General features: G+C 70.6%; 20 protein-coding genes. 6 read left to right on the top strand and 14 right to left on the bottom strand.

Features of this window, described 5'->3' with window-relative positions; genetic code table 11:
* Positions 1 to 89: 89 nt before the first annotated feature.
* From ACWGIF_RS19045 to ACWGIF_RS19020, 6 genes are all read right to left on the bottom strand, one after another.
* Entirely contained in the window at positions 90 to 995 is a 906-nt protein-coding gene (locus ACWGIF_RS19045; protein ID WP_453498706.1) for a hypothetical protein, read from the bottom strand.
* Positions 996 to 1,075: 80 nt separating this feature from the next.
* Positions 1,076 to 2,167, bottom strand: a complete 1,092-nt coding sequence (locus tag ACWGIF_RS19040) for an LOG family protein (protein WP_453498704.1) — start codon at positions 2,165 to 2,167, stop codon at positions 1,076 to 1,078.
* Between the two features lie 26 nt (positions 2,168 to 2,193).
* Positions 2,194 to 3,270 (bottom strand): hypothetical protein, encoded by a 1,077-nt coding sequence (locus ACWGIF_RS19035; protein WP_453498701.1) that lies wholly within the window; start codon positions 3,268 to 3,270, stop codon positions 2,194 to 2,196.
* The gene (locus ACWGIF_RS19030) at positions 3,252 to 4,010 is read right to left on the bottom strand and encodes an ABC transporter ATP-binding protein (protein ID WP_453498698.1); all 759 of its coding nucleotides are present in this window, start codon (positions 4,008 to 4,010) and stop codon (positions 3,252 to 3,254) included. Before ACWGIF_RS19030 ends, ACWGIF_RS19035 begins: the two co-directional genes overlap by 19 nt.
* Positions 4,011 to 4,191: 181 nt before the next feature.
* Positions 4,192 to 5,553, bottom strand: coding sequence for an aspartate aminotransferase family protein (locus ACWGIF_RS19025; RefSeq protein WP_453498696.1), 1,362 nt, complete (start codon positions 5,551 to 5,553; stop codon positions 4,192 to 4,194).
* 3 nt (positions 5,554 to 5,556) lie between these two features.
* Positions 5,557 to 6,060 carry an Lrp/AsnC family transcriptional regulator gene (locus ACWGIF_RS19020; RefSeq protein ID WP_007266859.1) on the bottom strand — a complete coding sequence of 168 codons (504 nt, stop codon included), beginning with the start codon at positions 6,058 to 6,060 and terminating at the stop codon, positions 5,557 to 5,559.
* 168 nt (positions 6,061 to 6,228) lie between these two features.
* Between ACWGIF_RS19020 and ACWGIF_RS19015 the strand changes: the two genes are divergently transcribed.
* From ACWGIF_RS19015 to ACWGIF_RS19005, 3 genes are all read left to right on the top strand, one after another.
* Positions 6,229 to 7,668: a gamma-aminobutyraldehyde dehydrogenase gene (locus tag ACWGIF_RS19015; RefSeq protein ID WP_453498693.1), complete on the top strand. Its 1,440-nt coding sequence runs from the start codon at positions 6,229 to 6,231 to the stop codon at positions 7,666 to 7,668.
* Between the two features lie 92 nt (positions 7,669 to 7,760).
* A complete protein-coding gene (locus tag ACWGIF_RS19010; RefSeq protein WP_453498690.1) occupies positions 7,761 to 8,939 on the top strand; it encodes a polyamine ABC transporter substrate-binding protein in 1,179 nt (392 codons plus the stop codon).
* An 81-nt stretch (positions 8,940 to 9,020) separates the two neighbouring features.
* Positions 9,021 to 9,485, top strand: a complete 465-nt coding sequence (locus ACWGIF_RS19005; protein WP_453498687.1) for a hypothetical protein — start codon at positions 9,021 to 9,023, stop codon at positions 9,483 to 9,485.
* Here ACWGIF_RS19005 and ACWGIF_RS19000 read toward each other — a convergent pair.
* The 5 genes from ACWGIF_RS19000 to ACWGIF_RS18980 form a co-directional block, all read right to left on the bottom strand.
* Positions 9,457 to 10,668, bottom strand: coding sequence for a serine hydrolase domain-containing protein (locus tag ACWGIF_RS19000; protein WP_453498684.1), 1,212 nt, complete (start codon positions 10,666 to 10,668; stop codon positions 9,457 to 9,459). The two genes, ACWGIF_RS19005 and ACWGIF_RS19000, sit on opposite strands and share 29 nt — an antisense overlap.
* Positions 10,669 to 10,818: 150 nt before the next feature.
* Positions 10,819 to 11,487 (bottom strand): response regulator, encoded by a 669-nt coding sequence (locus ACWGIF_RS18995; protein ID WP_453498681.1) that lies wholly within the window; start codon positions 11,485 to 11,487, stop codon positions 10,819 to 10,821.
* The gene (locus ACWGIF_RS18990; RefSeq protein ID WP_453498728.1) at positions 11,484 to 12,650 is read right to left on the bottom strand and encodes a sensor histidine kinase; all 1,167 of its coding nucleotides are present in this window, start codon (positions 12,648 to 12,650) and stop codon (positions 11,484 to 11,486) included. The genes ACWGIF_RS18995 and ACWGIF_RS18990 overlap by 4 nt, the downstream gene beginning before the upstream one ends.
* The gene (locus ACWGIF_RS18985; RefSeq protein WP_453498678.1) at positions 12,650 to 13,339 is read right to left on the bottom strand and encodes a glycerophosphodiester phosphodiesterase; all 690 of its coding nucleotides are present in this window, start codon (positions 13,337 to 13,339) and stop codon (positions 12,650 to 12,652) included. The genes ACWGIF_RS18990 and ACWGIF_RS18985 overlap by 1 nt, the downstream gene beginning before the upstream one ends.
* Positions 13,340 to 13,375: 36 nt before the next feature.
* Positions 13,376 to 14,401 (bottom strand): adenosine deaminase, encoded by a 1,026-nt coding sequence (locus tag ACWGIF_RS18980; RefSeq protein WP_453498675.1) that lies wholly within the window; start codon positions 14,399 to 14,401, stop codon positions 13,376 to 13,378.
* 110 nt (positions 14,402 to 14,511) lie between these two features.
* On the opposite strand from ACWGIF_RS18980, the gene ACWGIF_RS18975 reads away from it, so the two are divergent.
* Entirely contained in the window at positions 14,512 to 15,192 is a 681-nt protein-coding gene (locus tag ACWGIF_RS18975) for a DUF4190 domain-containing protein (protein ID WP_453498673.1), read from the top strand.
* A 67-nt stretch (positions 15,193 to 15,259) separates the two neighbouring features.
* On the opposite strand, the gene ACWGIF_RS18970 is transcribed toward ACWGIF_RS18975, so the two are convergent.
* The 3 genes from ACWGIF_RS18970 to ACWGIF_RS18960 all read right to left on the bottom strand — a co-directional run bounded on the left by ACWGIF_RS18970 (position 15,260) and on the right by ACWGIF_RS18960 (position 18,300).
* Entirely contained in the window at positions 15,260 to 16,855 is a 1,596-nt protein-coding gene (locus tag ACWGIF_RS18970) for a TROVE domain-containing protein (RefSeq protein ID WP_453498670.1), read from the bottom strand.
* A gap of 456 nt (positions 16,856 to 17,311) precedes the next feature.
* Positions 17,312 to 17,749: an NUDIX hydrolase gene (locus ACWGIF_RS18965; RefSeq protein WP_453498667.1), complete on the bottom strand. Its 438-nt coding sequence runs from the start codon at positions 17,747 to 17,749 to the stop codon at positions 17,312 to 17,314.
* The gene (locus ACWGIF_RS18960; RefSeq protein WP_453498665.1) at positions 17,746 to 18,300 is read right to left on the bottom strand and encodes an NADAR family protein; all 555 of its coding nucleotides are present in this window, start codon (positions 18,298 to 18,300) and stop codon (positions 17,746 to 17,748) included. Before ACWGIF_RS18960 ends, ACWGIF_RS18965 begins: the two co-directional genes overlap by 4 nt.
* Before the next feature lie 194 nt (positions 18,301 to 18,494).
* On the opposite strand from ACWGIF_RS18960, the gene ACWGIF_RS18955 reads away from it, so the two are divergent.
* Entirely contained in the window at positions 18,495 to 20,009 is a 1,515-nt protein-coding gene (locus ACWGIF_RS18955; RefSeq protein WP_453498725.1) for a gamma-aminobutyraldehyde dehydrogenase, read from the top strand.
* 47 nt (positions 20,010 to 20,056) lie between these two features.
* Positions 20,057 to 21,307, top strand: a complete 1,251-nt coding sequence (locus tag ACWGIF_RS18950; protein WP_453498662.1) for a polyamine ABC transporter substrate-binding protein — start codon at positions 20,057 to 20,059, stop codon at positions 21,305 to 21,307.
* The last annotated feature ends 5 nt before the right edge of the window (positions 21,308 to 21,312 follow it).

Raw genomic sequence — 21,312 nt, 5'->3', positions numbered from 1 at the left:
TCTCTCCCCCGGTCCAGCAAGCGGCAGCCGCCGCCGCGCCACCACCGGGGGACGGCCGACCGGGTGATGCCGCCCGGCCGGCCGGTGGGTCAGCCGACCGGCTCCGGCACCGGGGCCGCGGCCCCCTCGTCGGCGCCGTCGTGCTTGCCGTACCAGGCGACGGCCACCGCGCCGGCGACGGCCAGGACGAAGCCGAGGACCGCCAGCCAGGCCAGGCCCGGGCGGGACGCGTCACCGAGCCACAGCACCCCGATCGCGCCCGGCAGGACCGTCTCACCGACGACCAGGGCGGCCGTGGCGCCGTTCACCGAGCCGATCTGCAGGGCGACGGTGTGCAGGTACATGCCGCCGAAGCCGGCCACGAGGATGGCGTAGAGGGCCGGGTCGGTGAGGAAGGTGCCGAGGTCGAACGGGTCGACGCCGTCCAGGATCCGGACGCCGACGCCGAGCGCGCCGAAGCCCAGCCCCGACAGCAGGCCCGCCAGGATCGCGGCCCCGCCGCCGAGGAGCCGTACGGCCACGGTCCCGCCCACCATCAGCAGCAGGGTGATCCCGAGCAGCCACCAGTGCGTGGACATCGGCGCGTGGTGGCCGCCCTCGTGGCCCGCGGCCGTCGCCAGCAGCACCAGCGCGGTGCAGACGACCCCGATCGAGGTCCACTCCTTGCGGCTCAGCCGGATGCCCAGCATCTTCACGCTCAGCACGGCCGTGATCACCAGGTTGGCGCTGATCACCGTCTGGGAGAGGAACAGGGGAAGGAGGCGGGCGGCCAGGGCGCCGAGGCCGAAGCCCACGAAGTCCAGGATCGTGCCGACGATGAATTCCCAGGTCATCGCCGCTTTCGCAGTGGACGACAGATTGGGGCCGCCGTGGGCGGTCACCCCGGCGGCGGTCGGGGACATCCGGGCGGCGCGGCGCGATCCGACTGCTTGCAGCACGGATCCCGTGCCGTAGCAGATGGACGCCGCGACAGCGGTCAGCAGGCCTATGAGCACCAAGGGCTCCGTTCACGTCTGGCAGGTTGTGCGGTACCTCTGCCAGACGTGAGAAACGGCCGGGAAGTTGCTTCGGGAGCTCAGCTCATTGACGCGAGGACGTCCGGGACCTCGTCCACCGTGTCCACGAGCGCGATCCGGGACTCCATCGCACGGCCGCGGGCCAGTGCCTGGAGCAGGGGCCACGCGGGGAGGTGCTCGGTCCAGTGGGTGCGGCCGACCAGGATCATCGGCGCCGGCTCGCCCCGGGATCCGTAGTAGTTCGGGGTCCCGTTGTCGAAGATCTCCTGGACCGTGCCCGCCGCGCCGGGCAGAAAGACCACCCCCGCGGTGGACCGGGCCAGCAGCCCGTCCTCCCGGGTCGCGTTCGCGAAGAACTTCGCGACATGACCGGCGAAGGCGTTGGGCGGCTCGTGCCCGTAGAACCAGGTCGGGATGCCCACCGAGTCGCCGCCGCCGGGCCAGCGGTCCCGTACGGCGAAGGCCGCGTGCGCCCAGTCGGACACGGAGGGTGTGAAGGACGGGGCCTTGGCCAGCAGCTCCAGCGCCTCCGCGAGGGCCTCGTCGGGGGCCGGGGCCAGGTAGGCGCCGAGGTTGGCGGCCTCCATCGCGCCGGGGCCGCCGCCGGTGGCCACCGTCAGCCCGGACCGGGTCAGTGCCCGGCCCAGCTCCGCCGCGCCGCGGTAGTCCGTTCCGCCGCGGGCCATGGCGTGGCCGCCCATCACGCCGACGACGCGGGCACCGGCGAGGTGCTCGTCGAGGGCGTCGGACATGGCGTCGTCGTGGATCGAGCGGAGCATCGAAGAGAAGACGTCACCGTCGGCCCTCGTCTCCTGCAACCACGCGTACGACTCGGCGTCCGGGGTGGCCTCGTACCCGTCGGGCAGCCCGGCGAAGAGCTCCTCGGGCGTGTAGAGCAGCCCCCGGTACGGGTTGAACGGCAGGTCGGGCACCGGCGGGAAGACCAGCGCGCCGTCGGCGCGGACCTTCACCGAGGCGTCGGGCTCCATCGGGCAGCCCAGGAACACGGCCGCCGAGGTGTCCGCGGCCAGCAGGGCGAAGGTCCGCTCCAGCAGGTTCACCGACTGGATCCGGTAGCCGCTGAGCGAGCCGCGTGCCACGACCTGGTCGAATTCGGCGAGCGTCTCGATCTCTATGTCTGGGTTGACCATTCGGCCCACCCTAAGGGCTGCCCGCGTCAGCGGGTCAGTGCCAGCGACGTCAGCTGCGCCACACCCCAGCTGAGCGGTACGCACACGGCGAAGAGGGCGGTGGCCCGCAGACTCGCCGCCGTACGCAGCACCTTGGCGGGAGCGCCCATGTCGAGCAGGGCCTCGCGTTCGGCGGCCCGGCTCTGGCGCGCCTCCACCGCGGATGTGAGAAGGGTCGCGGCGGCGCACACGGCCACCAGCGCGGCGGCCGGCCCGGTCAGCGGGCCCAGCGGCGCGACGAGCAGCCCGGCCCGGTCGCGCAGGGCGAGGGCGGTGAGGGCGCCCGCGCCGACCGAGCACAGCACGCCCAGCGGCGGGCCGATCCGGGGCGCCTCCTCCTGGAGGGCACGCCCGGCCAGCAGCCGGAGCGCGCCCGGGCGTACGGCCTGGACCAGGCTCCCGCAGGCGTAGGCGAGGCCCGGTCCGGCGAGGGCCAGCCCGACCGCGGTCAGCGACCAGCCGACGAGCATCCCGGCGCCGTTGCGGCCCGTGGAGGCCAGGACGGCGAGCCCGCAGGCCGTCAGTGTGATGCCCCAGGGCAGGCCGGTCTGCGGGGCCAGCGGTGGGTGCGGTCGCAGGGCGAGGACGGTGGCGGCCGAGGCGGTCAGCGGGAGCAGGATCAGAAGGGTGAGGGCGGCGGCCATGGGCAGCGGCTGCCCGGCGTGGAGCAGTCCGGCCCCGGCCCCGTCGAAGGGCATCCCGGCCAGGTCGCCGCGCAGGTGGAGGAAGGCGGCCAGGGCGACGGCGCTGCCGAGCGTGCATGCGACGGCGGTGGAGACCGAGGCGACCAGGACGAGCCGTAGAGGTCCCAGTCCGGCGGCGTCCAGGCCTTCGCGGGGACGGGTCGCGGGATCGGCCCGGGCCACCGCGACGGCGAAGTGGACGGTGACCGCCAGCGGAATCAGGGCCCACAACAGGCGGGGGAACGATCCGGCGGGCCGGGCGACGGCGCCCGCGAGTACGGAGAGCAGCAGGAAGCCGGTCGCGGCCGAGGCGGCCGCGACGAGGAGCCGCCGCAGCTGGACGACCGGCCGGGAACCGCGGGCTAGGCGGAGAGCGAGCACGCGGCCTGGCCCTCCTGGGTGTCGGAGACGGGGGAGGAGGCGACCGCGGCCCCCGCGAGGCGGCCGTCGATCAGGGCCAGGCGGCGGTCCGCGACGGCTGCGGTGGACTCTTCGTGGGTGGTCAGCAGCACGGTGACGTCGTGGGAGCGGGCGGCGGTGGTCAGTGCCCGGAGCAGCAGGGCCCGGTCGGCCCGGTGCAGAGGAGCCGTGGGGTCGTCGGCGAAGATCACCGCGGGCTCGTTGACCAGCGCCCGGGCCAGGGCGACCCGCTGGGACTCGCCGCGGGTCAGGGCGGCGGGCCGTTTACGGGCGAGCCCGCCGATGTCGAGGCGGTCCAGGCATGCGCAGGCGGCGTGCTTGGCGCTTCGGTGGGAGGCGCCGGCGAGCAGCAGCGGCAGGGCCGCGTTCTCCCAGGCCTTCAGCTCGGGCAGCAGCTGCGGCTCGGGGCCGATCCAGCCGAACCGGTCGCGGCGCAGCCGTTCGCGGGCCAGGGTGCCCATGGTGTGGATGGGGACGCTGTTGAACCAGACTTCGCCCTGCTCGGGCCGGAGCTGTCCGGACAGGCAGCGGAGCAGGGTGGTCTTGCCGCTGCCGCGGGGACCGGTCAGGGCCAGGATCTCGCCCTGCCGGACGCCGACGGAAACCCCGACGAGGCCGGGGGAACCGTTGTGGGAGTACTGAAGAGACCGTGCCCACAGGACGTCATTGTCAGGCGGGGCATTGTCCGGTGGAGCCACCATGGCGTACACCTCCGTCCGGGGGAACGAAGCGGAGCCCGCTGAAGTCACTGGCGCCGCACTGAGATGTAAAGAGATGAACCGCTTGGATGGTGACAGCACACGGCCCGGACCACCGCGTTCTCACTCGAACGGAGGATCCGGGCCGTGGGGGTCGGACTAACCGGGGGGCCGGATGCCGGACTTACAGCTTCGTCCAGGCCTCGGTGAGCACCGAGCGCAGGATGCCTTCGATCTCGTCGAAGGTGCCCTGGTCCGCGATCAGCGGCGGCGCGAGCTGGATGACCGGGTCACCGCGGTCGTCGGCGCGGCAGTACAGGCCGGCGTCGAAGAGGGCCTTGGAGAGGAAGCCGTAGAGCACGCGCTCCGTCTCCTCGTCCGTGAAGGACTCCTTCGTGACCTTGTCCTTGACGAGCTCGATGCCGTAGAAGTAGCCGTTGCCGCGGACGTCGCCGACGATCGGCAGGTCGTGCAGCTTCTCCAGCGTCGAGCGGAAGGCGTCCTCGTTGTTCAGCACGTGCTGATTGAGGCCTTCCTTGTCGAAGATGTCGAGGTTGGCGATCGCCACCGCCGAGGACACCGGGTGTCCGCCGAAGGTGTAGCCGTGCAGGAAGGTGTTCTCACCCTTGTAGAACGGCTCCGCGATGCGGTCCGAGACGATGCAGGCGCCGATCGGGGAGTAACCCGAGGTCATGCCCTTGGCGCAGGTGATCATGTCCGGCACGTAACCGAACTTGTCACAGGCGAACATCGTGCCGAGACGGCCGAACGCACAGATGGTCTCGTCGGAGACGAGCAGCACGTCGTACTGGTCGCAGATCTCGCGGACCCGCTGGAAGTACCCGGGCGGCGGCGGGAAGCAGCCGCCGGCGTTCTGCACCGGCTCCAGGAAGACGGCTGCGACGGTGTCGGCGCCCTCGAAGAGGATCTCCTGCTCGATCTGGTCGGCGCACCAGCGGCCGAAGGCCTCGGGATCGTCGCCGTAGATCGGGGCGCGGTAGATGTTGGTGTTCGGCACCTTGTGCGCGCCGGGGACCAGCGGCTCGAAGGGGGCCTTCAGGGCCGGCAGACCCGTGATGGACAGGGCGCCCTGCGGGGTGCCGTGGTAGGCGACCGCACGCGAGATGACCTTGTACTTGGTGTGCTTGCCCTGCAGCTTGAAGAACTGCTTGGCGAGCTTCCACGCGGTCTCGACGGCCTCGCCGCCACCCGTGGTGAAGAAGACCTTGTTCAGATCGCCCGGGGCGTAGTCCGCGAGGCGCTCGGCGAGCTCCACGGCCTTGGGGTGGGCGTATGACCAGACCGGGAAGAAGGCGAGCTGCTGAGCCTGCTTGTAGGCGACCTCGGCCAGTTCCTTGCGGCCGTGACCGGCGTTGACCACGAACAGTCCGGCGAGACCGTCGAGGTAGCGCTTGCCCTTGTCGTCGAAGATGTAAGCGCCCTCACCACGCACGATGGTGGGGACGGGTGCGTTCTCGTACGACGACATGCGGGTGAAGTGCATCCACAGGTGGTCGTATGCGGTCTTGGAGAGGTCCTGGCTCACGGGCTATCGAGTTCCCCACATGTAGGTCTGCTTCTTCAGCTTCAGATAAACGAAGCTTTCGGTTGATCGCACGCCGGGGAGCGTGCGGATCTTCTTGTTGATCGTTTCGAGCAAGTGGTCGTCGTCCTCACAGACGATCTCCACCATCAGGTCGAACGACCCTGCGGTCATCACCACGTACTCGCACTCCGCCATCGCGGTCAGTGCATCGGCCACCGGGTCGAGGTCGCCCTCGACGTTGATGCCGACCATGGCCTGGCGCCGCAGGCCCACGGTGAGCGGGTCGGTGACGGCGACGATCTGCATGACGCCCTGGTCGAGCAGCTTCTGGACGCGCTGTCGCACGGCCGCCTCGGACAGGCCTACGGCCTTGCCGATCGACGCATAGGGACGGCGACCGTCCTCCTGCAGTTGCTCGATGATCGCCAGGGACACAGCATCGACCGAAGGGGACGGTTGTCTGTTCCTGGAATCTGCGCTTCGACTGACCACGACCTCACTGTGCACGAGGGTCGTCTGTTCCGCAAGGCCGAATCAATGAAATCCGTTGTTTGTGGACTCAGATCTCACTGATTTCGTAGGTGGTGGCGTCCGGGTCTGTCGAAAGCCTCCGCCGAGCGGCTAGGCTTGGTAATCGTCTCAATCGTTGGACATGTGATCAGGAGTGTGGCTGTAGTGACCACCGAACTGCGTCGTCTGCGCAACTACATCGGCGGGGAGTTCAAGGACGCCGCCGACGGGCGGACCACCGAGGTGGTCAACCCGGCCACCGGCGAGGTGTACGCCACCGCCCCCCTTTCGGGCCAGGCCGACGTCGATGCCGCCATGGCCGCCGCCGCGGCCGCCTTCCCCGGCTGGCGCGACACCACCCCCGCGGAGCGCCAGAAGGCGCTGCTGAAGATCGCGGACGCCTTTGAGGCGCGCGCGGACGAGCTCGTCGCCGCCGAGTCGGAGAACACCGGCAAGCCGCTGGGCCTCACGGCCAGCGAGGAGCTGCCGCCGATGGTGGACCAGATCCGCTTCTTCGCGGGCGCCGCCCGCCTGCTCGAGGGCCGCTCGGCCGGCGAGTACATGAACGGGATGACCTCGATCATCCGCCGTGAGCCGGTCGGCGTCTGCGCCCAGGTCGCGCCGTGGAACTACCCGATGATGATGGCCGTGTGGAAGTTCGCCCCGGCCATCGCCGCGGGCAACACCGTCGTACTCAAGCCCTCGGACACCACCCCGGCCTCCACCGTCCTCATGGCGGAGATCATCGACTCGGTGCTGCCCAAGGGCGTCTTCAACGTCATCTGCGGCGACCGTGAGACCGGCAAGGCCATGGTCGAGCACTCCACCCCGGCGATGGCCTCCATCACCGGCTCGGTGCGCGCGGGCATGCAGGTCGCCGAGAGCGCCTCCAAGGACGTCAAGCGCGTTCACCTGGAGCTCGGCGGCAAGGCGCCGGTCGTGGTCTTCCAGGACGCCGACATCGCCAAGGCCGTCGAGGACATCGCGGTCGCCGGCTACTTCAACGCCGGCCAGGACTGCACCGCGGCCACCCGCGTGCTCGTGCACGAGTCGGTCCACGACGAGTTCGTGGCCGCGCTCGCCAAGGCCGCCGCCGACACCAAGACCGGCCAGCCGGACGACGAGGACGTGCTGTACGGCCCGCTGAACAACCCGAACCAGCTCAAGCAGGTCGCGGGCTTCATCGAGCGGCTCCCCGCCCACGCCAAGGTCGAGGCGGGCGGCCACCAGGTCGGCGACAAGGGCTACTTCTACGCCCCGACCGTGGTCTCCGGCCTCAAGCAGGACGACGAGATCATCCAGAACGAGGTCTTCGGCCCCGTCATCACCGTCCAGTCCTTCACAGACGAGGCCCAGGCCCTGGAGTACGCGAACGGCGTCGAGTTCGCCCTCGCCTCCTCCGTGTGGACCAAGGACCACGGCCGCGCGATGCGCATGTCCAAGAACCTCGACTTCGGCTGCGTGTGGATCAACACCCACATCCCGCTCGTCGCCGAGATGCCGCACGGCGGCTTCAAGAAGTCCGGCTACGGCAAGGACCTCTCCGCCTACGGCTTCGAGGACTACACGCGCATCAAGCACGTGATGACCTCGCTCGACGGCTGATCGGTCGCATCGATCACAGCACAGCGTTGAAGGGGCGGGCGGTAGACAACATGTCTATTGCCCGCCCTTCGGCGTTCACCGAGGCTGTGGCCATGCCTGAACTCGCCTTCTCCCGCCGTTCCGCGCTGTACGGCCTCGGTGCCGCGGGCCTGTCGGCCGCCCTCGCCGGCTGCGGCGTGCCGGCCGCCTATGTCCCCGAGGGACGGCGTGGGGGTTTGGACCTCTCCGAGGGGGACCGCAGCGTCGCCTTCTCCAACTGGCCGCTGTACATCGACACCGACGACGAGGACGAGGAGCGCCGCCCGACGCTGGAGGCCTTCTCCGAACGGACCGGCATCGAGGTGCGGTACACGGAGGAGATCAACGACAACGACGAGTTCTTCGGCAAGGTCGGCCCGGCCCTGATGAACCGCCAGGAGACCGGCCACGACCTGGTCGTGGTCAGCGACTGGATGGCCGCCCGCTTCGTCCACCTGGGCTGGGCCCAGGCGATGGACCGGTCGGCCCAGTCCAACGTGGCCAGGTACCTCGACCCCCAGCTGCGTTCCCCCGACTTCGACCAGGGCCGGCTGTACACCGTCCCCTGGCAGTCGGGGATCACCGGGATCGCCTACAACCGCAGGGCCCTGGGCCGGGAGATCAAGTCGGTCGGGGACCTGTGGCGGCCGGACCTGGCGGGCCGGGTCACGCTCTTCTCGGGCCTTGACGAGTCCTTCGCCCTGCTGATGCAGGGCAACGGCGTGGACGTCGCCCGGTGGACCGAGACGGACTTCCACCGGATGTGCGACCAGGTCGAGCACATGGTGAGGCGGAAGCACATCCGCCGCTTCACCGGCAACGACTACACCTCCGACCTGAGCAAGGGTGACGTCCTCGCCTGCCAGGCCTACTCCGGTGACGCCATCCAGCTCCAGGCCGACAACCCGGACATCGAGTTCGTCGTCCCCGAGGAAGGGGCCGAACTCTGGGCGGAAAGCCTGCTCGTCCCCAACCTGGCGCGGCACAAAGCCAATGCCGAGGCCCTCGTCGACCACTACTACGACCCGGAGGTGGCCGCCGAGCTCGCCGCCTCCGTGAACTACGTCTGCCCGGTCCCCGCCGCCCGCGAGGTGCTGGCCGGCTCCGACGACCGGGAGACCGCCGAACTGGCCGACAACCGGCTGATCTTCCCGGACGACGAGATGCGCAAGCGGCTCGTCGTGGCCCGGGACATCTCCTCGGCCGAGCGCCGGGTCCTCGCCAAGCGATGGAACGGGATCGTCGGGCTCTGATCACGGCCGGGCCGCCCACCCGGTTGAACGCGTTCAGCAATCTGGCTGAACGTGTTCAGAAACTGGCGTACGCTTCCTTCCATGAGCGAGAGAAGCGCCCTTCAGCGGCGGATCCGTGCCTGGTTGACCCTGTTCCTCGTCTGCCTGGTGCTCAGCGGGCTCACCGCCTTCCCCCTGGTCAGCGAGCTCCGCTGGGCCAATGCCCTGGTCGACCACGAGTGGCTGCGGCGGGTGGGCGACGGACTGGACCGGGCCGATGCCGACTACCCCTTCCTCCTCTACGGAACCGACTGGCTCGCCTTCGCCCACCTCGTCATCGCGGTCTTCTTCTACGGCGTCCACCGCGACCCGGTCCGCAACATATGGATCGTCGAAGCCGGCATGATCGCCTGCGCCGGCGTGATACCGCTGGCCCTGATCTGCGGCCCGATCCGTGGCATCCCCCTCTGGTGGAGCGTCATCGACATGTCGTTCGGGGTGTTCGGGGTGATCCCCCTGCTTGTGCTCCACCGCATGATCAAGCGCCTTGAGGCGATGCCGGCTTAGCGAACGCCGCCATCACGATGCCGAGGGCCACCTTGTTCATGTCCTGGCCCTTGGCATCCGTGGCGTTCACCGAGTACACCAGCGTGCGGGAGAGGTCCCGGGTCGCGCCTATCGCCGTGTTGTAGCCGTGCCGGCCGCCCGTCTTTCCCCAGGCCACCGTCCCGTCGGGCAGAACGAGCTTCGACAGGCCGGCCGTCAGAGCGGCGGACTTGCCGCTCGTGAAGTCCTTCACCTCGGGCACCCTGAACATCTCCTCCAGCTGGGCCTTCGGCACGATCCGCCCGCTGAAGAGGGCTGTGGTGAACCGCTCCAGATCGGCCGTCGTCGAGATGATGTCGCCTGCCGCCCAGCGGTCCAAGGAGTTCCACTCGGTCACATCGCGCAGCTCCCGGGAACCGTCGGCCGTCGCCACCGCCTGGTAGCCCCGGTTGTGCGGACCGTAGATCTTCGTCTGCGTCCGAGCCGGGAACGAGGTCTGGCGCAGACCCAGCGGCCGCAGGATCCGCCGGGCGACCGCCTCCTCGTACGACGTGCCCGTCACCTTCTCGACGAGCACGCCCAGCACCGTGTAATTGATGTTCAGGTAGTGCTGGGCCGCACCGGGGGTGAACTCCGGTTTCTTCGCCAAGGCGTTGGCCAACTGATCGTGCGGGTCGGTGACATCGAAGCGGTGCTCCCACTGTGCCTCGAAGGCTTCACCCGGTCCGTCGGCCGCCGGTATGCCGCTGGTGTGGTTGAGCAACTGCCGGACGGTGACCGTGCCGTACGCCTCGGGGATGGTCCCGGGCAGGTAGTGACGCACCGGGCTGTTCAGATCCACCCGTCCCTCGGCCGCCAGCTGGAGCACCACGGCCGCGGTGAAGGTCTTGGTCACCGACCCTGCCCGGAACCGGCCCTGCTCGACGGCCTTGCGACCGGTACGGATGTCCGCGACTCCGGAACTGCCCTGCCACGTGCCGCTGGAACCGCCCACACGGACCAGCGCGGCCGTCGCGTCCTTGTGCTGCGCGCCCAGTCCGGCGATCGACTTCTCCAGCGCCACCGCGTCGGGCGGCGTGGAGACGACGGGAGCGGCGACCCCGGCCGAGGCGGGCACCGGCGCGGCGTGCGCGGCGACCGCCGGTCCTGACGCGACGCCCAGGACCAGAGCGGCGGCGATCAGCGTGCGTGTACGTGCCTTCATGATGGTGTGCTCCCCCTGTGAGACCCCGGGGCCGTGCTGCCCCGCTGACCTCAATGCTGCTGGTCGGAGGGGTGGTTGCGGATCACCAACAAGAGGGGTCTTCACCGGTACGACAACTCACCGGCGCGAGGGAGGCGACACGCCGTGCACTCACTCCCCAGAGGGAGTACCCGCCGCGATCAGGCCCGTCTCGTACGCGCAGATCACCGCCTGGATCCGTCCCCGGAGCCCCAGTTTCGCCAGCACGTTGCCCACGTGCGACTTCACCGTGTGCTCGCTCACCACCAGCGCCGCCGCGATCTCCGCGTTCGACAGTCCCCGCCCCAGAAGCACCAGCGTCTCCCGCTCCCGCGCCGTCAGCACCTGCAGCCGGTCCGCCCGAAGGAGAGGCCGCGCCGTCGCCGCCGTGTACTCCTCGATCAGCCGCCGCGCCACCGAGGGCGCCAGGAGGGACTCGCCCGCCGCAACCACCCGTACCGCGTGCACCAGGTCGTCCCGCCGCACGTCCTTCAGCAGGAACCCGCTCGCCCCCGCGTGCAGCGCCTCGTACACGTACTCGTCCGCGTCGAAGGTCGTGAGCATCACCGTCCGGCAGGCGCTCCGCTCCGAGATCGCCCGGCACGCCTCGATCCCGTCCAGCACCGGCATCCGGATGTCCAGCAGCGCCACGTCCGGAGCGAGCCGGGCCACCGCCTCCACCGCCGCAGCGCCGTCCCCCACCTCCGCCACGACCTCGATGTCCTCCTGGACGTCCAGGATCATCGCGAACCCGCTGCGCACCAGCTCCTGGTCGTCGGCCACCACCACACGGATCGTCAATTCCCCACCTCCGCCGGGGACGTTACTAGGTCCACGGCCACGCGAAACCCCCGGCCGTCCGGTCCCGGGCCCGTCCGCGCCGTCCCCCCGTGCGCGGCCGCGCGTTCACGGATGCCGATCAGGCCGTGTCCGCCTCCGGCGCCGTCCTTCGGGCCCCGTCCGTCGTCCGTGACCGTGATCGTCAGCACCTCGGGCTCATAACCGAGGCACACCGTCACCCGCCGCGCTGCAGCGTGCTTCACGGTATTCGTCAGGGCCTCCTGCACCACCCGGTAGACCGCCGTGTCCACCGCCGCGGCCAGTGGCCGGCTCTCGCCCGTCTCCTCGTACACCACCTCGGGCCCGCCGAGCCGTATCCGGTCCAGCAGCACCGGCAGCGCCGCCACGCCCGGTTGCGGCTCGCGCGGGGCCGGGCCGTCCTCCCGCAGCACCCCGAGCATCGCGCGCAGCTGGACCATCGCGTCCCGGCCGGTCTCCGATATGGCCTCGAAGGCGGCCTCGGCCCGTTCCGGAGCACGCCGTACCGCCACCGGACCGGCCTCCGCCTGCACGATCATGATGCTGACCGCATGGGAGAGGATGTCGTGCATCTCCCTTGCGATCCTGGCCCGTTCGTGTGCCACGGCCTGTTCCGCCTCGATCCGGTTCGCCCGTTCCAGCTGCGCCGCGCGGTCCTCCACGGCCGCGGTGTAGGCCTGGCGGGTGAACTGGAGCCGCCCCAGTGCGTATGCGGCGCACGCGCAGAACAGGGTGAAGGACAGCTCCCTGGCCGAACCGGCCTTCAGTCCCACCGACGCGATGATCGCCGCCACCGAGATCCCCGCGACCGCCGCCCGCACGCGCGCCGGGCACTGCAGGGCGACCGTGTAGGCGGCGATCAGCCCGGCGTACGGCAGCGGCTGACCGGGCCCGTCGAGCGTCGCCTTGTAGATGCCGCCGGCCAGCATGATCACCACCAGCACGGTGACCGGCCGGCGCCGCCGCCACACCAGTGGCACCACCGCCGCCGTGGTCATCGCGTACGACGCCCAGGTCACCGGCGGCAGCCCGGCCTCCCTCGGCAGCACGAACGGCATCGTGACGGCCAGCTGCACCAGCAGCGTCAGACCCAGGTCCACGACCCACGGATTGGCCCGGCGCAGCCGCCCGGCCAGCGCGCCCATCACCTGCCGAACTCGGCCCGTACGCTCGCCAGCGCGTCCAGCCGGTTCGTGGTGATCGCGTCGACCCCCGCCGCGATGAGCCCCTTCATCGTCCGCTTGGTGTCCGCGGTCCAGGCGGACACGAGCAGCCCGTCCCGGTGGAGGGCGTCCACCAGCTCCCGGCTCACCAGCCCGAAGCGGTAGTTGAGCCAGCGCGGCGCCACGGCGTCGATCAGCACCCGCCGCGGCGGCGACAGCGTGGTCCAGGTGAGCGCGATCGCCGCGGCCCGATCGGCGGCGCGGAGCGCGAGCATCGTGTTCGGGCCCGCGCAGTAGGACGTCCGCTCGCCCGCCCCGCACTCGCGGACCAGGCCCACGACGGTGCGTACCGCCTCGGCCGTGGCGCCCGGGAGGTCCAGCATCAGCCGTCCCGCCCCGGCCGCCGTGAGCGCGTCGCGCAGTGTGGGCACACCCCCGTGTGTCAGCTCCTTGAGCTGGGAAACAGTGACCTCGTCGAGGCGCACGTCGTATCCCCACAGCCGCTGGAGCGACTCGTCGTGGAGCAGGACCGGCACCCCGTCGCGGGTCAGCCGTACGTCGATCTCGACCACGTCCGCCCCGCGCGCGAAGGCGGAGCTGATCGAGGGCAGGGTGTTCTCACGGACACGGTAGGGATCGCCGCGGTGGCCGACGGCAGTCAGGGTGCGCATGGCCCCATTCTCACAACCGATGGGATCAACGGGGTGTCAGCGCGCCAGCCATTCGGCGGTGTACGTGTCGATCTCCGCGATGAGCTTCGCCTTGCCGGCCGGATCCAGGAAGGACGCCTCGACCGCGTTCTTGGCGAGCTGCGCGAGCCCGCGCTCGTCGAGATCGAGGAGGCGGGCGGCCACCGCGTACTCGTTGTTGAGGTCGGAGCCGAACATCGGCGGGTCGTCGCTGTTGATGGTGACGAGCACACCCGCCGCGACCATCTCCTTGACCGGGTGCAGGTCGAGGTCGGTCACCGCGCGGGTGGCGATGTTGGAGGTGGGGCAGACCTCCAGCGCGATGCGGTGCTCGGCGAGGTACGCGAGGAGCTCCGGGTCCTGGGCGGCGCTGGTGCCGTGGCCGATGCGCTCGGCCCCCAGCTCGCGGATGGCGTCCCAGACCGTCTCCGGCCCGGTGGTCTCGCCGGCGTGCGGCACGCTGTGCAGACCCGCGGCCCGCGCCGCGTCGAAGTACGGCTTGAACTGCGGGCGCGGGACGCCGATCTCGGGTCCGCCGAGGCCGAAGGAGACCAGGCCCTCGGGACGCAGGTCGACGGCGAGCCGGGCGGTCTCGGCGGCGGCTTCGAGGCCGGCCTCGCCGGGGATGTCGAAGCACCAGCGCAGGATGACGCCGAGTTCGGACTCGGCGGCCTTGCGGGCGTCCTCGATGGCCGCCATGAAGGCCTTCTCCTCGATGCCGCGGCGGGTGGAGGAGTACGGGGTGATGGTCAGCTCGGCGTAGCGGATGTTCTGCCGGGCCATGTCGCGGGCGACCTCGAAGGTCAGCAGCCGCACGTCCTCCGGGGTGCGCACCAGGTCGACGACCGACAGGTAGACCTCGATGAAGTGCGCGAAGTCGGTGAAGGTGAAGTAGTCGGCGATCGCCTCGGGGTCGCTGGGGACCTTGGAGTCGGGGTGCCGGGAGGCGAGCTCCGCCACGATGCGCGGGGATGCCGAGCCGACGTGGTGGACGTGGAGTTCGGCCTTGGGCAGCCCCGCGATGAAGGGGTGCAGGTCGGTCATGGGGGTGCCTCCGGGAGAACGCTGGTGCGGGCGGGTGGGGATTCATCGTAGGCACGCCCGTGACTGTCGGTGGCAGCGCTTAGCATGGCTGTACGAGAGGGGGGCGCCGCATGACCGAGAGCAGTCCCGAGCCGCGAGACCCGTGGGCGCCGCCGGAGCGGCCGGCGGTGGACCTGGGCAAAGCGCAGGGCGCGCACGGCGCGCCGGGCGTGTCCGTCCCGCCGTCCGTGCACGACCAGCCGACGCTCGCCGGAATGCCGGGCGATCAGCTGCCCCCCTCCGCGCAGCACCCGGCTCCGGCCCCGACCCCGGCTTCCACCACGATGCCGATGACCGGACCCCCCGCGTCCGCGGCGTACGGGTATCCGGCCCAGCCCCAGCAGAACTACGGATACCCCGGCGACGCGGGCTATCCCGGCTACTCCGGATACCCGGGGTACCCGGCCCCCGGCGCGTACCCGCCGTACGGGGCGCAGCGGAACAACGGCTTCGGCATCGCCGGGCTCGTGCTCGGCATCCTGTCGGTCGTCGGCTGCGTCACCAGCTTCATAGCGGTCGCGCTCGGGATCGGGGCGGTCGTCTTCGGCGCCCTGGGTAAGGGCAAGGCGACCCGCGGCGAGGCCGACAACGGAGGGATGGCCCTGGCCGGCATCATCCTGGGCGCCGTCGGCATCGTGCTGGGCGGCCTGATGCTTGCGATCATCTTCGGCTCATTCATGGACCAGGGGCCGATCGACGACTCCCCGTACGACAGTCCGTACGACAACTCCCGGGTCCACGAGAAGACGTGACCGAGACGGCTCCGACCGATCCTCTCGGACCGGACCGGGCGGAGCCGACCCGGTCCGAGAGCGCGGTCTAGCAGGCCCAGGGCCAGTCGGCGTTGCGGCCGGCCTCGATCAGGGACACCATCCGGAAGGCCCCGTCGGTGAGTCCGCCGAAGGTGTGCCGGTTCGCGGCGCCGGAGGGGGCGTGCCCCGCCCGGTAGCCGGCCAGGTTCCAGGTGTACACCGGCACGGTGGACGGTACCTCCGCCGTCGGATCGCCGCCGTAGCCGTACGAGGCGGCCTGCTCGTCGGTGACGATCAACACCCGGTCGTGGCCCCGGTAGTGCTTCTTCACGGCCGCGGCCGTGCAGGTGCCCCCGAGGTCGCCGAACCGCTCCAGTACCTTCAGCACGGACTCGCCCCGGGTGTAGCGGACCTCCTGGCTGGTCGTACCGAACTGCACCAGGTCCGCCTGCTCGGACCGCAGCGCCAGCGCCGTCCCGAAAACGGCCGCGGCATCCGCCCGGTTGAGCGTGGAGCGGTCCGACAGAGGGGACCACATCGACCCGGACCGGTCGACGAGGACCAGCGTCCTGCCGGGCAGCGCCGGTACGTTGGCCAGCGAGTGGCCGAGCGCCTGCTCCAGCGGGTACGCCCAGCGCAGGGAGGGTGCATGCTGATAGGCGGCCAGGTAGCGGAAGGGGAACTGCCGGGACCGGGCGACGACCTCCGGGTCGGAGATCCTTTCCGCGACCTGCGCGGCCACCGCGTCCGAGACCCCGGCCTGGTCGAAGTTGCGCAGGTTGCGCAGCAGGGCCATGGCGCCCATGGACGGGATGACCGCCTCCCATGCGGCCGCGTCCATCGGCCCCTGCAACCACCCGGCCAGCGCCTCCCAGGTCATGCCGGCCGCCGCGAGCCGCTCCGCGCCGTCCGGGGCGAGGACCACACCGCGTCGCTCGGAGACCGGCAGCTCCATCAGCGCCCGGTGGGCGGCGAGAGTGCGGTTGCCCGCCGGGACCTTCGCGCTCTGCGGGTTGTGCCTGCGGTCGAGCGCGTGGCGGAACAGCTCGCCCTGCCAGGGCTTGGCCGGGTCGGGGGAGGCGTGCACGAGGTTGAGGACGTCGCCGAAGCGGTACCCCCGTCGGCGGGAATCGGTGTCGTACTTCAGCAGCGAGGTGCCGGAGTAGAGCCGGCGCACGGCGTCGGCGATGCCGCGCTTGACGGGCTTGGGCACGCCCCGCCCGTAGGTCGCCGTCCAGTACGCCAGCAGCTCACCGGGCTCGTCCGCGCGCCGCAGTACAGAGTCCACGACCCGGCGGTTCGAAGGCCCTTCGACGGCGCCCGCGTCGAGCCGGGCCTTGACGTACTCGGCGGCGCCGACGAGCGAGGCGGTCCGCATGTTCGCGTCCCCGCGGAGCCAGCCCAGCAGACCGGCGGTCCACGCGGGGTCCTCGACGGCCAGGGTGCGCACGAGCGCGGCGAACCGGTCGTCGCGGGCCTCGCCGCTCTCGTACGCGGTGCGCTGCGTCACGAAGTTGGCGACGGAGAGCAGGAACAGCTCTGAGCGCGGGTCGCGCAGGTGGCCCGGCCCGCCCTCGTGGGTGCGGGCGTGGCCGGTCGTGCGGACGGGCGAAGTGGGCGAGGCGGGCGCCCGCTTGAGCGAACGCAGGTTGAAGCGAGTCATGTGAATCCCCCCGAATTCAAAGAAGGCGGGGGAGGCGTGACGTGCGGGACGCCCGAGATCGGAGGTCGGCGACGGACTAAGTCAGGTGCTCTGTCCAGCTGAGCTACCGGCCTGAGCCGGGCGGGATTCGAACCCGCCACCTCCTGATCCGGAAGAAGTAACCGTCGCCTGCGCACCGGGCGTCCCGCACGCGGCCTCCCGAGATCAAGGTGGCGGCGGCCTGGAGTTCTTTGTAAAAGAAGGAGCCGCAGCCTGCGCACCGGGAGGTGCGTGACGTAAGTGTCCAGAGAACAAGGCCGGCGAAACCACAAGGTGCTCTGCCAGCTGAGCTACACCGGCCTGAAGCCGGTGACGGGACTCGAACCCGCGGCCGCCCGATTATGAGTCGAAGTAGGTCTCGCCTTCGCACCTGGACGAGGATCACGTTAGGCGGCGGGCCCGGGACCCGCCACGTATTTACGCTCCGCTTCCACGTTCCGCCCGGATCTTCGCCGCCGTCAGCTGCGTCGGCACCATCACCTCGTCCTCGGTGGCGCCGCGCGACAGCGGGACCCAGATCAGGCCGACCATCCGCGGACAGTCGCACTCCAGGTCCGCGTCGACGCCGAGGACCGGCTCGCCGGGCGCGACCTCCACGCGGAAGCAGGAGGTCCAGCCCGAGGGATAGGGGGAGTCGTACGCGTACCGCACGTCCAGGGCCCGCAGGCCGACCTCTTCGGCCACCTCCCGCCGGACCGCGTCCTCGGGCTCCTCGCCCGCCTCCAGACCGCCGCCCGGGAGGGTCCAGTACTCCGGCCCGTCGTGCCGGCCTGTGGTTCCCTTCCCGCGCTCGCGCACCATCAGCACGCACCCGTCCCGGATGATCACGGCGGCGACCCGGCGCCGCTGCGTCACGCGGCGTCCTCGCGCAGCCGCTCGCGGGCCTCCATCAGGGCGAAGCCCAGCAGATTCAGCCCGCGCCAGCGCACCGGGTCCAGGGCGCGCTCGTCGTCGGCCGCCAGTCCGATGCCCCAGATCCGGTCCATCGGGCTCGCCTCGACCAGGACCCGGTCGCCGGTGCCCAGGAGATACGCGCGCAGCGCGGGGTCCGAGCCGAACTTGTGCACGCTGCCCTCCACCACCAGGGCGAACCGCTCCCGCTTCCATATCGCGTCGTCGAAGCCGCGCACGAGCCGCCCGGCGTTCTTCGCGGCCGCCGGGGTCGTCGCCTCCAGCGCGGCGCGCTCCGCCTCGGCGTCATGGAAGAGCCGCGCCTTGCCGGCCATCATCCAGTGCTCGGCCGTGGCATAACGGACGTCACCGACAGTGAATGCGGACGGCCACCACTGGCTCAGACAGCTCGGGCCGAGCTTTCCGTCCGGTCGCGGCCGGTGCCCCCAGAACGGCAGGTACTTCACCCGCTCACCGCGGCTGACCTGCTTGATCAGGTCGTCGATCATCTCCATGCACGCGAGTCTGGCAGTCGCCACTGACACTTCGTACGGGATTTTCGGTGTGCCTCGACACATGGTCGACCGATTCCGTCGCGTAATCAAAAGGCAACAACGGAATCCCTTGGCCGAGGGCACCACCTCTGTCAGGATCGGCACTCAATTCGAGCTGTAGCTCGAACTGTAGCTACGGAGAGCGTGAGAGCGTGATGGGCAACCGCTTCCAGGTCAAAGACCGCTTCGCGGACGGCGCGCAGTACATCGACGGGCAGCTGAGGCGCGGGACCTCCGGCCGGTCACACACGGTGATCGACCCGGCGACGGGGGACGAGGTCCTCACCTACGACCTCGCGAGCACCGCGGACGTCGACGAGGCCGTCGCCGCGGCCGGGCGGGCCTTCCCGGCCTGGTCCGGTGCCACCCCCGGCGAGCGCTCGGACGCCCTGCACCGGCTGGCGGCCGTACTGGCGGAGCAGTCGGAGGACTTCGCGTACGCCGAGTCCCTCCAGTGCGGCAAACCGATCAAGCTGTCCACAGAGTTCGACGTGCCGGGGACCATCGACAACACCGCCTTCTTCGCAGGAGCCGCCCGCCACCTCCAGGGGCAGGCGGCCGCCGAGTACTCCGGCGACCACACCTCGTACGTACGGCGTGAGGCCATCGGAGTCGTCGGCTCCATCGCGCCCTGGAACTATCCGCTCCAGATGGCCGCCTGGAAGATCCTCCCGGCGATCGCCGCGGGCAACACCGTCGTCCTCAAGCCGGCCGAGCTCACCCCGCTGACCTCGCTGATGTTCGCGCAGGCGGCCAAGGACGCGGGTCTGCCCGACGGTGTGATCAACATTGTCACCGGCGCCGGCCGCGAAGCCGGAGAGCACCTGGTCGGCCACCCCGACGTGGTGATGACCTCCTTCACCGGCTCCACAGCCGTCGGCAAGCGGGTCGCCGAGATCGCCACCGCCACCGTCAAGCGGCTCCACCTGGAACTCGGCGGCAAGGCCCCCTTCGTCGTCTTCGACGACGCCGACCTGGAGGCCGCCGCGCACGGCGCCGTAGCCGCCTCCCTCATCAACACCGGCCAGGACTGCACCGCCGCGACCCGCGCCTACGTCCAGCGCCCCCTCCACGACGCCTTCGTCGCCCGGGTGGCCGAGCTGATGGAGACCGTCCGCCTCGGCGACCCCTTCGCGCCCACCACCGACCTCGGTCCGCTGGTCTCCCACGCCCAGCGCGACCGGGTCGCCGGCTTCGTCGAGCGCGCCCGGGCGTACGCCACCGTCGTCACCGGCGGCGAGATCCCGGCGGGCGACCTGGCCGGGGGCGCGTACTACCGGCCCACCCTCATCGCCGGCGCCGCCCAGGACAGCGAGGTGGTCCAGTCCGAGATCTTCGGTCCGGTCCTCGTCGTCCTGCCCTTCGACACCGACGACGAGGGCATCGCACTGGCCAACGACACCCCGTACGGACTCGCGGCCTCCGCCTGGAGCCGCGACGTCTACCGCGCGAACCGCGCCACCCGCGAGATCAAGGCGGGCTGCGTCTGGATCAACGACCACATTCCGATCATCAGCGAGATGCCCCACGGGGGCTACAAGGCGAGCGGCTTCGGAAAGGACATGTCCGCCTACTCCTTCGAGGAGTACACGCAGGTCAAGCACGTGATGTATGACAACACGGCGGTAGCCGCGAAGGACTGGCACCGCACGATCTTCGGGGACCGATAGCAGACCACCGCCCGACCAGCGGTACACCTCCCGAAAGGGCACAGCGCATGGAGCAGTTCGAGCCCGACCGCCTCTCGGCGGCGCAACTCGCCGCGATGCGGCGCAGCATCACCAGTGGGCGCGGGGCCCTCACCCGACGCTCGCTGCTGCGCGCCTCCGGAGTCGGAGCGCTCACCCTCGCCGGCGTCTCCACCCTCGCCGCGTGCGGAATCCCGCCCGCCAAGCGTGAGGGGGACGCGGCCGTGGCCTCCGACGACCACTCGGCCCGGGAGAAGGAGATCAACTTCTCCAACTGGACCGAGTACATGGACACCGGCGAGGACGAGAAGACCCGTCCCACACTGGAGGAGTTCACCAAGCGGACCGGGATCAGCGTCAAGTACACCGAGGACATCAACGACAACGTCGAGTTCTTCGGCAAGATCAGGCCGCAGCTCGCCGCCGGCCAGGACACGGGCCGCGACCTGATCGTCGTCACCGACTGGCTCGCCTCCCGCATCATCCGCCTCGGCTGGGCGCAGAAGCTGGACCCTTCGCACCTGCCGCACGCCTACGCGAACCTGTCTCCGCAGTTCCGCAGCCCCGACTGGGACCCGGGCCGCGCGTACAGCTACCCCTGGACCGGCATCTCGACCGTCATCGCCTACAACACCAAGGCGACCGGCGGGAAGAAGGTCGACTCCGTCACCCAGATGCTCGACGACCCCACCCTCAAGGGCCGGGTCGGCTTCCTCACGGAGATGCGCGACAGCGTCGGCATGACCATGCTCGACCAGGGCAAGGACCCGGCGGCCTTCACCACCGCCGACTTCGACGCGGCGGTCGGCAGGCTCCAGAAGGGCGTGGACACCCACCAGATCCGCCGCTTCACGGGCAACGACTACACCTCGGACCTCGACAAGGGCGACCTCGCGGCCTGTCTGGCCTGGGCGGGCGACGTCATCCAGCTCCAGGCCGACAACCCGGACATCCAGTACGCGATACCGGCGGCCGGCTACATCACCTCCAGCGACAACCTGCTGGTCCCCGCGAAGGCCCGGCACAAGGCGAACGCGGAGAAGCTCATCGACTACTACTACGAGCTTCCGGTCGCGGCCCAGCTGGCCGCGTACATCAGCTACGTGTGCCCCGTCGAGGGGGTGCAGGACGAGCTTGCGAAGATCGACCCCGAGCTCGCGGACAACACCCTGATCGTCCCGGACAAGGCGATGACCGCCAAGTCCCACGCCTTCCGCTCCCTCAGCAGCGAGGAAGAGACGGCGTACGAGGAGAAGTTCGCCAAGCTCATCGGCGCGTAGCCACA

It is taken from the genome of Streptomyces sp. NPDC054849 (assembly GCF_053610945.1).
Note: the sequence above shows the minus strand (reverse complement) of the source record. Positions and strands in the feature narration are given on the sequence as shown.